Source organism: Streptomyces sp. NPDC046261, assembly GCF_040646235.1.
GTDB lineage: Bacteria > Actinomycetota > Actinomycetes > Streptomycetales > Streptomycetaceae > Streptomyces.
In genome coordinates this window covers 61,198-73,142 of sequence record NZ_JBEYZU010000001.1, presented here as the reverse complement: position 1 = coordinate 73,142, position 11,945 = coordinate 61,198, and the positions used below count along the sequence as shown (strand labels likewise).

The following is an 11,945-nucleotide window of genomic DNA, read 5'->3' as shown; positions in this document are numbered from 1 at the left end:
TGACGGACCTGCTGCCGCGCTTCCTGCGTTAGGCCGTGCCCGTCAGGCCCTGGCCTCCCACCAGCAACGCCTCGAACCGCGCATTCGACGCGCGAGCACCTCGCGCCCCCACCCGCGTCTCCCAGGCCCGGCACGACGCCGCGACGAACGCCGCCACCGCGCCCCGGTCCACCGCCTGCCACGACGGGAAACGGGCCGCCCACTCCAGCGCCTCCTCGCAGCCGCAGCCGCCCTCCATCAGCCGCACCGCGGTGTGGGCGACGTCCACCCACGCCGGCCCCCGAGCCGGCATCGCCCAGTCGACCAGCCAGGCGATCCCATCGCCCACCAGCAGATTGTGCGGGTTCGTGTCCGTGTGCAGCAGCGCATCACCGAGCAGCAGTTGCCGCTCCCCCGCGGTGACGAAGCCGGCCAGGTCCCGGTCCACGAACTGGGGCACGCCGGCCGGCGCCGCCAGGCCCTGAGCAGCCCCCAGAGCCGCGGCCACCAGCGGCAGGTCCGGCGAGCCCGGCGACAAGTCCGCGTGCCGGCCAGCCACCCACTCAAAACCCAACAGGTCCCAGCCGCCGGTCTCGAGCCGCCACAGCAGCTGCGGGCCCGCCCCGGTCACGGCCGGATTCACCGCGACCTCCCACGCCTGCGCCGCCCGCCCCGCGGCGTCGTCCTCCGGTACGCCCTTCACGAACACCCGGCCCCCCGCCGTCGACAACACCGCGGCGAAGCTGCACGTGATCCCATGCGGCACGTCCTCCACCCCACCCACCGGACCCGTCCGCGCCACCACAGCCGCCCGAACCCCCGCCGGCAGGCCCGCCCAACCAGTACGCACCCACGCCTCCCCGACCAAAACTACGGACACGGACCTAGGGCCTTGTGCACAGGTTCCAGGCCGCCGCCCGGTCGGCCGCCTCCGGCTCTCGCGGGGACGGCACGATCGCGTGCGGCAGCCCCGCGGGGCGTACCGCCCCGTAGTCCGTGAACCTCCGTACCCCGCACCGGTCGCAGTGGGCCTCTCCCCCGCTCCGGGTCCACCCCGCGCTGTGCGCGCAGAGCGTCGCCGGGCGGGCCGCCGCGTAGGCCGTTCCGGCCCAGCGCCCGGTCACCAGGGCCCCGCCGGCAGCAGGTGCGCGTCCCGGAAATGGCTGCGCACGGCGACCACGGCGTCCACCGCCGCCGCCCCGACGGCCGCCCTGCGCACGGCCTCCAGCTCGGCGCACTCCGCACACCCGACCGGCGACCGCGGCACACCGCGAACCCCGGCCGCCTCCCGCTCCCCCCGCGTCGCCAGCCGCAACGCCTGCGGCGGCACCTCCCACTCCCGGCCACCGCCGGGAGCTCTGACCTGTACGCGCGGTCCTGGCGTGCCCATGATTTGGGCGAGCGTGGCCGTGCGGGTGTCGATGACGTACGCACCCACGCGGTACGTCGACACGTCGGGGTCGGGGTGGGGCCTGGGACTGTCGTGCACGGCTGTTTCCTTCGCGGTCGGTTCTCACGTTCCGTGCCCAGATGGTTGCCGTGCGCCGCTACGCTCCGGAAGGGGGTTCGGCTCTCCAACGGCTCTGTCAAGAACAGGAGTTAGCCATGACCAAAGACTCACGCCCACAAGGGCCGTCCATCGCCCGGCAGGTCTACGGCGAGGAGCTGAGGCTCCGCCGTGAGGCCGCGAACCACACCCAGCAGTCGCTCGCCGATGCCGTCGTCTGCTCGCCGTCGATGATCGCCCATATCGAGGCGGGGCGCCGAAAACCACGCGTTGAGGACGCGAGGCGGCTGGACAAAGAGCTCGGCACGGACGGCTTCTTCGAACGCTTCTTGCCGACGCTGAATCCATCGCGATTCGCCGGGCACTTCGCGCCGCTGGTGGAACTGGAGAAGCAGGCCACCTGCATTCAGGAGTACGGCGCTGCCCTCACGCCCGGTCTCCTGCAAATCGAGCCGTACGCCCGCGCGGTCTTCCGCAACGGGCTGCTCAACGTGAAAGCAGCCGGGATCGAAAGGCGAGTTGCCGAGCGGTTGGACCGGGCGCAGATCCTCGATGAGCCGGAGAGCCCGGTCATCTGGGTGATCCTGGACGAACATGTGCTGCGCAGAGTGGTCGGCGGTCCAGCCGTGATGGCCAAACAACTGCGCCACGTCGCGAAGCTCGCCGACAGCGGTCGCATCCGGCTGCATGTGCTCCCCTTCAGCATCGGCAGCCATGCGCTCACACCAAGTTCGTTGTCCCTGTACAAGTTCGACGATGCCCCTCCGTTGGCGTACGTTGAGGGGGTCAGGACAGGACAGGTGTACGACGACCCGGCGAGGGTTGCTCAGTGTCAAACCGCCTACGACCTCGCACTGGGGGATGCCCTCTCGTCCCAGGCGTCACTGTCCTTGATTGCTTCAGTGGCAGAGGAGTATGAGCATGCGCTCTGAACAGCACATATCGGAGTGGCGCAAGTCCAGCTACAGCAGCGCCGGTGACGATGACGGCGGCGACAACTGCCTCGAAGTCAACGACCTCATCCCCACCCACATCCGCATCCGGGACTCCAAGAACCCCCACGGCCCCGTCTTGACACTCCCCTCGTCAAGCTGGGCCGCCCTCCTCATCGCCCTGCGCTAGCAGCCTCGTACCGCGCCTCGATCTCCCGCAGTCGGTCGCGCTCCCGCCGGGCCGCGTCCATGTGGCCCAGGTCGAGGGCCATCGTGGCGCGCCCGCAGATGTAGTGGACGTCGTGGCGGTCGAGCGTGGTCAGGGCCGGGGCCTTGAAGAGGAGCCTGTTTCGCGTGACGTCGATGGACAGGCGGATCCCGTCCCGATCGGCCCGTGTCTTCGCCGCCATGCGGCCCCGCAGCTCGTCCTTCACGTAATCGCGCACCTGCGCGTCCGCCTCGTAGGCGCGGGGCTCGCACGGGTAGTGGGGGTCGTCGGCCGATTCCTCCGCCTCGGCTTCCAGATCCGCAAGGTGGCGCCGCGCCAGCTCGATGTCGCTCTCCTCCAGCGCCTCGCGCCCGAGCGCCGCCGTTCCGGCCGCCTTCCGCCGTGCATCCGCGTCGTCGCCGTACCGCCACGCGAGGTAGCCCGCCAGCACGTCGATGCGCTTGCTCACCTCACACCGCTGGAACGCGTCGTACATCCCGGTGCACTTCTCCGCCAAGTCATCGCCTTCCCACTACTCCGTCGACCTGGGAATTATGGGCCCAGCCGGAGATCACTCCGGGGGCTACCCCCCGCCACCCCTAGGTGGATCACCGGATAGTCACGCGTGCCCCACTCAACCACCATGTCCCGTATGGCACTTACTCAGCGCAAGGCCCTCCTGCTCACTCTCTCGTCCGCCGTCGTCGCCACCGTCCTCACCGCCCCCACCGCCACCGCCAGACCGGGCCCCCCTCCCCTCACCTGGAAGCCCTGCACTGCCGGATCGGCCACCGAGTGCGCCACCCTCCCCGTCCCCCTCGACTACCGCAAGCCCGACGGCCGCCAGATCGAGCTCGCCGTCTCCCGGCTTCGTAGCGACCGGCCGCAGGAGCGGCGGGGGACGCTGCTGGTCATACCGGGCGGGCCCGGCGGGTCGGGGACGGAGAAGCTGGCCAAGGTGGGGGCGGAGCTGCGCGCGGAGACGCGGGGGATGTACGACCTCGTCGGTTTCGATCCGCGCGGGGTCGGCGGCAGCACGAAGGCCGACTGCGAGCTGGCCGAGGACGACCTCGACCTGGTCCGGCTGCGCCCCTGGCCGGGTCCGGACGGGGACATCGGGCCCAGCGTCGCCCGGGCCCGCCACATCGCCGAGGCGTGCACCCGCAACGGCGGGGAATTGATCCGGTCCTTCTCCACCGCCAACGAGGTGCGGGACATCGACCGGCTGCGCCAGGCGCTGGGCGAGGAGAAGCTGTCGGCGTGGGGCACGTCGTACGGCACGTACGTGGGAGCCGTGTACGCGCAGAAGTACCCGGAGCGCACCGACCGCTGGGTGCTGGACAGCAACGGCGATCCGGATCCCGAGCGCGTCGAGCGGGGCTGGCTGGCGAACATGTCGGCGGCGGCGGACGACCGGTTCCCGGACTTCGCGAAGTGGGCCGCCGACCCCGCGCGCGATGCCGGGCACCGGGTCGCCAAGCGGGCCGGGGACGTACGGCCGCTGGTCCTCTCGCTCGCCGCCCGACTCGACAAGGTGCCGGAGAAGGCCGGCGGCAAGGACCTGCTCACCGGCAACCGGCTGCGGCAGGCGGTCCAGATGGGCCTCTACACCGACCGCGGCTTCGAGCGGCTCGCCGCGCTGATCGTGTCGGCCCGCGACGCCGGCGGGACGCCCGTACCCTACGAGCCCGTGCGCGCGAGCTCCACCGAGCCCGCCGTCCTCTTCGGCGTCCTGTGCAACGACATGCGCTGGCCGCGCTCCCTGCCCGGCTACGCCCGGGACGTGGCCGTCGACCGTGTCCGGCATCCGCTCACGGCCGGGATGCCGGTCGGCGTGACGCCGTGCGCGTTCTGGCCGTACGACCCCACGGACAAGCCCACCCGCATCACCCCGGACGGGCCGTCCAACGTCCTCATGGTGCAGAACCTGCGCGACCCGGCCACCCCGTACCGCGGCGCGCTGAAGATGCGCCAGGCGTTCAGCGACCGGGCGCGCATGGTGTCCGTCGACGCCGGAGGCCACGGCGTCTACCTCGGCAGCGGCAACGCCTGCAGCGACCGCGCCGTCACCACCTTCCTCACCACCGGGCAGCGGCCCGCCCGGGACGTGCTCTGCACGGCTGGCGGTTCGTAGGTCAGAACAGCTGCTGCTGGCCGTCCATCGGCGGCTCCTCCGGGTCGAACAGCCGCGGTTCCGTGGCCAGCAGCGGCGCCGAGCGGCGCGAGCCGGGGCAGGAGACCAGCTCGTACGAGAACGCGGGGCGGCGGCCCGGCGGGTCGTGGCGGGCGTAGCGGCCACCGACGACGGCGATCTCGCGGGTGCATACGGGGCAGGCGCGGCGGGGTGCGGACATACCTCTCAGTGTCCCTCAGCCCGGGGGGAGGTCAGAACGCCTCCGTCGGCACGTGCGAGCCCCACACCTCGCGCAGTGCCCCGCACACCTCGCCGACCGTCGCCCGGGCCCGCAGCGCGTCCTTCATCGGGGGCAGGACGTTGTCCGTCGTGCTCTCGGCCGCCTTCTTCAGGGCGGCGAGCGCCGCCGTGACCGCCGCCCCGTCGCGCTCCGCCCGCAGCCGGGCGAGCCGTTCGCGCTGCCGGGCCTCGATGCCGGGGTCGACGCGCAGCGGCTCGTACGGCTCCTCCTCGTCCAGCCGGAAGCGGTTGACGCCGACGACGACGCGCTCGCCGCTCTCCGTCTCCTGGGCGATGCGGTAGGCGTTGCGTTCGATCTCGCTCTTCTGGAAGCCGTGTTCGATGGCGGCCACCGCCCCACCCAGGTCCTCGACGCGCCGCATCAGGGCCACGGCGGCCTCCTCGACGTCGTCGGTCATCGACTCCACCACGTACGAGCCGGCGAAGGGGTCGACGGTGGCCGTCACGTCCGTCTCGTAGGCCAGCACCTGCTGGGTGCGCAGCGCGAGGCGGGCGGCCTTGTCGGTGGGCAGGGCGATGGCCTCGTCGAAGGAATTGGTGTGCAGCGACTGGGTGCCGCCCAGGACCGCCGCGAGCCCCTGGACGGCGACGCGCACGAGGTTGATCTCCGGCTGCTGGGCCGTGAGCTGCACGCCCGCGGTCTGGGTGTGGAAGCGCAGCATCAGCGACTTGGGGTTGCGGGCGCCGAACTCCTCGCGCATCACGCGCGCCCAGATCCGGCGTGCCGCCCGGAACTTGGCGACCTCCTCCAGCAGGGTCGTGCGGGAGACGAAGAAGAACGACAGCCTCGGCGCGAAGTCGTCCACCTCCATGCCCGCCGCCACGGCCGTGCGCACGTACTCGATGCCGTCGGTCAGGGTGAAGGCGATCTCCTGTGCGGGCGAGGCGCCGGCCTCGGCCATGTGGTAGCCGGAGATGGAGATGGTGTTCCAGCGGGGGATCTCGGCGCCGCAGTAGCGGAAGATGTCGGCGGTCAGGCGCAGCGAGGGCTTGGGCGGGAAGATGTACGTCCCGCGGGCGATGTACTCCTTGAGGACGTCGTTCTGGATCGTGCCCGTCAGCCGGTCCCCGGGGACGCCCTGTTCCTCCGCCACCAGTTGGTACAGCAACAGCAGCAGCGCGGCGGGGGCGTTGATGGTCATGGAGGTGGAGACCTCGCCGAGCGGGATGCCGTCGAAGAGCACCCGCATGTCCTCGATGGAGTCGATCGCCACGCCCACCTTGCCGACCTCGCCGCTCGCGATCGGCGCGTCGGAGTCGTGGCCCATCTGGGTGGGCAGGTCGAAGGCGACGGACAGGCCGTGCGAGCCGTGGTCGATGAGCCGGCGGTAGCGGGCGTTGGACTCGGCGGCGGTGCCGAAGCCCGCGTACTGGCGCATCGTCCAGGGGCGGCCGGTGTACATCGTGGGGTACACGCCGCGGGTGTAGGGGTACGCGCCCGGGTCGCCGAGCTTGTCGGCGGGGTCCCAGCCGGTGAGGGCGTCGGGGCCGTAGACGGGCTGGATGGGCAGTCCGGATTCGCTCGACCGGGTCATGGGATGCCTCCCGCTCTCCGTTTCGGAGGGTCCTCATCCGGACTGTAGCGGTGCGGGGCCGTGCGAAGAGGGGGGCGCGGGCAGGACCGGGGGAAGAGTCCCGCCCGCGCCGATGCGCGGAGCCGACGGTATGGGGGGAACTCCGGCTCCAGCGCAGCCGATGACCAGTCGGCTCATTTCTTACAGCGCCGAGGCGTCGAAAAGTGTCACACCTGGTGTCGCCGGTGGGAGGGGAAGGCTGGTGTGGGGGCGGCTGCGGGTGCGCGGCAAGGTCCGCGCACCGCCCGTGGCCGGGCCGCCGGCGGCGCCGGCCGCGTCACCGCCGGAGGAGTCGAGGAGGCTGAGGACCTCTTCGCAGTACGCGCGCAGGTCGACCGCGCCGGGGCCGCCGGCGCTGCGCTCGAGGGTGCGCATCTCCTCCTCGCCGACGCCCGGGCCGCCGCCGCGCTTCTTGCCGTGCGTGAGGAACTCGCGGCAGACCTTGGCCGCCCAGGCGCGGCTGCCCAGGGTCTCGGCGTCGTCGCTCTTGTCGCGGCCCTTGTCCTTGTCGGCCGTGTCGTCGCCGGTGCCCGTGTGCGGGGTCGCCGTCGGGCCGCGGTCCGGTGCGGGCGTGGTGCCGCCGGGGGTCGCGGTGCCGGGCCGGCGGGAGCCGTACGCGTCGGGCTCGGCGGTGTGCCGGCCGCCGCTCGCGCCGGGCGAGGGGGTGACGCGGGGGCCGGGGGTGCCGGGGCCGAGGGTCTCGGTCCCGCCGCCGGCCACGGTCACGCTGCTGGCCGGGGTGGGCTCCTTGCCGCCGCGGCCGAAGGGGACGGGCAGGACGCCCGCGCCGGCGGCCACGGCGACGCCGCCCACCGCGCAGCCGGCCAGGGCCAGGGCGAGGGCGGTGTTGAGGGGGCGGCGGCGCAGGAAGGAGCGGACGACGCCCGAGGGTCCGGCGCGGTGCGCCGCGGGCGGCGCCGCGGCCGGCGCGCCGGCCGCGGCACGGGCCTCGCGGAAGGCGGCCAGCGCGGCCTCCTCGCCGGGCAGCGGGCCGTCGGGCAGGGGGGTGGTCAGGGAGCGCAGCGCCGCGTCCAGCCGTTCGGCCGCGAGCCGGGCGGCCTTGTCCGGGGCGTCGTCCGGGCTCCGGTCCGCGTCCGCCACGCACTCGGCGACGACGGATTCGCCGCGCAGCACTCGCTCCACGGCGTCGTCATCCAGCCAGTCGTACCGGTGGTCGTCCGCCATCACATGTCCTTCTGCGTCCGCGCGCGCAATTGCGTCACACCGGCAGAAGCGTTGGCTCCGCCCGTTCCGGTGTGTGACCGGCGTTGTCCGGGGGTGGCGTCGGCGGCCTGCCGGCCGCCCCCCGCCGTCACGAGTTCGGCCAGCCGCCGCAGGCCCCGGTGTGCGGCGGTGCGCACGGCGCCGGGGCGCTTGCCCAGGACGCCGGCGGCGCTCTTGGCGTCGAGGCCGACGACCACGCGCAGCACGACGGCCTCGGCCTGGTCCTGCGGGAGCTGGGCGATCAGGGCGAGCGTCTGCCCCGTGCCGAGGGCCTCAAGGGCTTCCCCGGCGGTGTCCGCGTCGGCGGCGCGGCCGGCGAGTTCGCTCTCGTCCCCGCCGATGGCCGGGCGCCGGCCGCGCATCCGTATGTGGTCGAGGGCGCGGTTGCGGGCGATCCTGGCCGCCCAGCCGCGGAAGCGGTCGGCGTCGCCGGTGAACCGCTCGAGATCGCGGGCTATCTGCAGCCACGCCTCCGAGGCCACGTCCTCCGCGTCCGACTCGCCCACGAGCGTGCGTACGTACCCGAGCAGGCGGGGATGCACGGTCCGGTAGACCGTACGGAATGCCGTTTCGTCCCCGCCCTGTGCCGCGCACACCGCGGCGGTCAGCTCAGCGTCGTCCCCCTGCACGCTCTCATCCTGCACCACGCGCCATACCTGCGGTTCAGTAGCCCTGCGGACCGTTGCCGAAAGGATTCTGCGGAGCCGTGCCCGGGGCACCGTACGGAGGCTGTCCGTAGGGCGACGCGGGAGGCTGATGGGGCGGCTGCTGCGGGCCCCAGCCGGCGGCCGGAGCGGCCGGGGCGCCGTACGGCATCCCCGCCATCGGCATCCCGCCCATGGGCGGCGCGGCCTGCGGGCCGGCCAGGGCGCGCTGCTCCTGCATCCGCGTCAGCTGCCGGACGACCAGCAGGGCGAGGAGCGCGGCCACGACGTACAGCAGCAGGGCGAGCGTGCTGACCGAGAGCGCGGTCTTCAGCGCCTGGATGTCGTCGCGCACGGAATCCAGGCTGGTGTGGCGGGACTCGAGCTTCCGCTCGGCCACCGAGTACATGGCGGAGCCGACGAAGCTGAAACCGCTCGCCGCGAGCCAGAGCACCCACCATGCGTTGAGCAGGCCCTTGGGCGCGCTCTGCGGGCCCGCGGGGGCGCTGGCCCGGTAGATGTCGTTGGCCATCTGCTTGGGGAACCAGAGGTTGACGACCGGCGTGAACCACGAGCCGACGGCCCAGCCGCTGCCGAACCGGTGCGTTCCGGGCGCGAACGCCTCGGCGTTGAGCCGCATCCGGCGGAACCAGATGACCCACAGCACGGCCGTGGCGATGAACACCAGGACGTAGAGGACCATCATCCCGGCGTAGAAGTCGTCCGCGTCGTCCGCCTGCTCCAGCGCGGCGGACGTGGCGCCGTCGCGGAGCAGGACGTCGACGGCCTCGCGCTGCTGGCCGCGCGCGGCGATCAGGAGCAGCAGTGCCGCCATGACCACCGACAGCAGCACCGTCAGCGTGATCCGCACGCCGCGGCGCAGGTCCACCCCGCCGACCGGCATCGCCCCGGGCATCGCGCCCGGCGCCGCCGGGTACGGGTACGGCGGCACGGCGGCGGCCATCGGCGCCGCCGGCTGCTGGTACGCCCCGCACGCGGCGCAGCGGCCGTCATGGCCCACCGCGGCTGCGCGGCAATGACCGCACGGATACATCTTCAGACCCCCAGGGTTGTGGCCCGGCCCGGCCACAGGAAAAAGGCTACGAGCGGGAGATACTACGCGGCCCGTGCCCGGGCACCGGGGTGTGACGAATTTTCGATTCCCGGCGCTGTAGGAAGTGCGTGCCCCACCAGGGTTCGCAACGGAACGGCGGCCGGAGCCTCTCCTGTGGGGGGTGGCGGCTCCGGCCGTCCTCCGTCCTTCAGGCTTCCTCGCCCGTCGCGTCCTTCACCGAGATCGTCAGATCGTTGGTGACGGTGAAGTACGGGCGCAGCCGTACGTCCCCGCATTCCGCGGCCGGGAAGGTGTCGACGCCCTTGCGGTCGGCCAGGTCACCGGCGAGCCGGCCCACCCGCACCGGCGCGGCGCCGGCGGCCGGGCGCACGTACAGGTCCCACAGGTCCTGCTCCTCGCCGACGCGGCGGCTCATCGGCCCGTACGGCAGGGTGCCGGTGCCCCCGGCGGCGGGCGTGCGGACGTCGCCCACCGAACCGTCGGCGCCGCGCAGCCGGGCGATGAGCTCGGCGCCCTCGCCCAGGGTGGCGCCGGACACGGCGAACGAGACGCTCACCCCGTCGGCCCCCACCCGTACGTCCGTCGCCTCGGCGTGCGCGGGCCGCAGCCAGGTCCGCACCGCGAGGAAGCCGTCGCTCGTCCCGTAGGGCACCCATGCCGTGACGCCCTTGGCGCTCTGCTGGAGGGGAAGGTCCAGCAGCGTCTTCTGCTCGACGAGCGCGGCGCGCAGCCGGCGCCGGGAGGCGTCGCCGGAGCGCTCGGCGTAGGTGTCCCAGCGCCCTTCGGACATCGTGTGCGCGTTCCGCCCGACGCGGGCCTCCACCCATGTGCCCGTCTCCCGGCCGCGCTCGGGCAGCGGCACCCGCACCGTCTCCTTGCCCTTGCTGCCCCGGTGCCGCAGCAGGAGGTGCGTGTCGGCGCAGGTGAGCTGATCGGCCCGGATGCGTACGAGCAGGGAGCCGTCCGCGTCGACCGTGCAGCGGGCCTCGGGGTGGGCGGCACCGTCCTGCGGGCGCGGTGCGGCCGGCTGCTGCTTGCGGCCGCCGCCGAAGAGGCCGCGCAGCAGGCCGCCGCCCTTCTTGGGGCGTTCGGCGGTGCAGCCCGGCCGCAGTTCCTCGAAGAGCTCCTCGTAGCGCCGGGTGATGGCGGAGGGTTCGTAGCGGTGTGCGGCCGTCCGGGCGGCTTCGCCCAGCCGGGTCCGCAGGGCGGCGTCCCCGGTCACCTTCAACAGGGCCTCGGCGTAGGCGTCGACGGCGTCCGTGTCGTCCAGCGGCACGAGGAGGCCGTCGGTGCCGTCGGTGAGGATCTCGCGGGGGCCGTGGGGGCAGTCGGTGGCGACGACCGGCAGGCCGGCGTGCATGGCCTCGACGATGGTCATGCCGAAGGACTCGGCGTCGGAGGCGACGGCCGCGACGGCGCCCTTGGACCACTCGGTCTCGATCGGCGAACGGGCGCCCATGAGGGTGATCCGTTCGTAGAGGCCCAGCTCCTCGATCTGCCGGCGCAGCTTGGCCTTGGCGGGCCCGCGTCCGTAGATGCGCAGGTTCCAGTCGGGGCGCTCGGCGGCGATCCGGGCGAACGCGGCGATGAGGCGGTCGTAGCGCTTGACGCCGACGAGGCGGCCGGCGGAGACGATCGTGCGGGAGGTGCCGTCGGAGGGGGCGGCGGCCGGGGCGGGGACGGCGTTGGGGATGGACAGGATGCGGGCGCGGGCGTCGGGCAGGGCCTCGCGGTAGTGCCCGGCGTCCGCGTCCGAGACGGTGGTGAAGGCGTCGAGCGCGGCGATGGCCGGGTCCATCACGGCGTGCAGCTGTGGGGCGTGCGCCTCGTGGGTGAGGTGCTCCTGGCCCAGCCGGAGGTAGGGGCGGTCCGCGCCGTAGCGCGCGAGGTAGCCGATGAGCTTGGGCCGGGTGGCGATGACGACGTCCGCGTCGGTCGCGGCGAGGTGGGCGCCGACGCGCTCGTCGGTGAGGGCGGTGGCGGCCATGCGGCCGTTGTCGATGCGCTCGTCCCGGAAGACCTCGCTGGGCCGCTGGTTGAGGGGGCTCTCGTACTCGTCGCCGTCGGTGCCCTCGCGCAGGTCGACGAGGGACGTCACGCGCACGCGCGCGTCGATGCTCAGTTCGGGCTCGTCGACCGGGCGGTTCACGCTGACGATCCGCACGTCGTGCCGGTCGGCGAGGGCGGCGGCGAGGTTGACGGTGGAACGGATGGTGCCGCCGATGCCGTAGGCGTTGTGCAGCAGGAATTCGATCTTCATCGGGCCCTCGTTACGGGTGCGCGGTGCTTGCGGCGAGGGTAACGCTCCGGCAGGGGCCGGCGGGGGCGGTTGCTTTTCCCCTACCCGCCCCTTCCCGAACTGGGGCTC

The 11,945-nt window shown here is 73.3% G+C and carries 13 protein-coding genes; 3 read left to right on the top strand and 10 right to left on the bottom strand.

Annotated features, from left to right (window positions below):
- Window positions 1-28: 28 nt before the first annotated feature.
- The 3 genes from ABZ956_RS00325 to ABZ956_RS00315 form a co-directional block, all read right to left on the bottom strand.
- A complete protein-coding gene (locus ABZ956_RS00325) occupies window positions 29-745 on the bottom strand; it encodes an aminoglycoside phosphotransferase (RefSeq protein WP_361884821.1) in 717 nt (238 codons plus the stop codon).
- Window positions 746-863: 118 nt separating this feature from the next.
- Window positions 864-1,103 carry a DUF6255 family natural product biosynthesis protein gene (locus ABZ956_RS00320; protein WP_361884819.1) on the bottom strand — a complete coding sequence of 80 codons (240 nt, stop codon included), beginning with the start codon at window positions 1,101-1,103 and terminating at the stop codon, window positions 864-866.
- The gene (locus ABZ956_RS00315; protein ID WP_361884817.1) at window positions 1,100-1,468 is read right to left on the bottom strand and encodes a hypothetical protein; all 369 of its coding nucleotides are present in this window, start codon (window positions 1,466-1,468) and stop codon (window positions 1,100-1,102) included. Before ABZ956_RS00315 ends, ABZ956_RS00320 begins: the two co-directional genes overlap by 4 nt.
- 116 nt (window positions 1,469-1,584) lie before the next feature.
- On the opposite strand from ABZ956_RS00315, the gene ABZ956_RS00310 reads away from it, so the two are divergent.
- Window positions 1,585-2,418 (top strand): helix-turn-helix transcriptional regulator, encoded by an 834-nt coding sequence (locus tag ABZ956_RS00310; RefSeq protein WP_361884815.1) that lies wholly within the window; start codon window positions 1,585-1,587, stop codon window positions 2,416-2,418.
- A complete protein-coding gene (locus ABZ956_RS00305; protein ID WP_361884813.1) occupies window positions 2,402-2,608 on the top strand; it encodes a DUF397 domain-containing protein in 207 nt (68 codons plus the stop codon). Before ABZ956_RS00310 ends, ABZ956_RS00305 begins: the two co-directional genes overlap by 17 nt.
- On the opposite strand, the gene ABZ956_RS00300 is transcribed toward ABZ956_RS00305, so the two are convergent.
- Window positions 2,592-3,143 carry a hypothetical protein gene (locus ABZ956_RS00300; RefSeq protein WP_361884811.1) on the bottom strand — a complete coding sequence of 184 codons (552 nt, stop codon included), beginning with the start codon at window positions 3,141-3,143 and terminating at the stop codon, window positions 2,592-2,594. The genes ABZ956_RS00305 and ABZ956_RS00300 overlap by 17 nt on opposite strands.
- Window positions 3,144-3,278: 135 nt before the next feature.
- On the opposite strand from ABZ956_RS00300, the gene ABZ956_RS00295 reads away from it, so the two are divergent.
- On the top strand, window positions 3,279-4,760 hold the full coding sequence (locus tag ABZ956_RS00295; protein WP_361884809.1) for an alpha/beta hydrolase: 1,482 nt from the start codon (window positions 3,279-3,281) through the stop codon (window positions 4,758-4,760).
- 1 nt (window position 4,761) lies between these two features.
- Here ABZ956_RS00295 and ABZ956_RS00290 read toward each other — a convergent pair whose 3' ends face one another.
- From ABZ956_RS00290 to ABZ956_RS00265, 6 genes are all read right to left on the bottom strand, one after another.
- On the bottom strand, window positions 4,762-4,980 hold the full coding sequence (locus ABZ956_RS00290) for a hypothetical protein (RefSeq protein ID WP_106678233.1): 219 nt from the start codon (window positions 4,978-4,980) through the stop codon (window positions 4,762-4,764).
- Window positions 4,981-5,011: 31 nt separating this feature from the next.
- Window positions 5,012-6,595 carry a methylmalonyl-CoA mutase family protein gene (locus tag ABZ956_RS00285; protein ID WP_361884807.1) on the bottom strand — a complete coding sequence of 528 codons (1,584 nt, stop codon included), beginning with the start codon at window positions 6,593-6,595 and terminating at the stop codon, window positions 5,012-5,014.
- Window positions 6,596-6,775: 180 nt separating this feature from the next.
- Window positions 6,776-7,819: a hypothetical protein gene (locus ABZ956_RS00280; protein WP_361884805.1), complete on the bottom strand. Its 1,044-nt coding sequence runs from the start codon at window positions 7,817-7,819 to the stop codon at window positions 6,776-6,778.
- The gene (locus ABZ956_RS00275) at window positions 7,819-8,505 is read right to left on the bottom strand and encodes an RNA polymerase sigma factor (RefSeq protein ID WP_361884803.1); all 687 of its coding nucleotides are present in this window, start codon (window positions 8,503-8,505) and stop codon (window positions 7,819-7,821) included. Before ABZ956_RS00275 ends, ABZ956_RS00280 begins: the two co-directional genes overlap by 1 nt.
- A 16-nt stretch (window positions 8,506-8,521) precedes the next feature.
- The gene (locus tag ABZ956_RS00270) at window positions 8,522-9,523 is read right to left on the bottom strand and encodes a DUF4328 domain-containing protein (protein WP_361884801.1); all 1,002 of its coding nucleotides are present in this window, start codon (window positions 9,521-9,523) and stop codon (window positions 8,522-8,524) included.
- A 241-nt stretch (window positions 9,524-9,764) separates the two neighbouring features.
- On the bottom strand, window positions 9,765-11,837 hold the full coding sequence (locus ABZ956_RS00265) for a glycosyltransferase (protein WP_361884799.1): 2,073 nt from the start codon (window positions 11,835-11,837) through the stop codon (window positions 9,765-9,767).
- Between the last annotated feature and the right edge of the window lie 108 nt (window positions 11,838-11,945).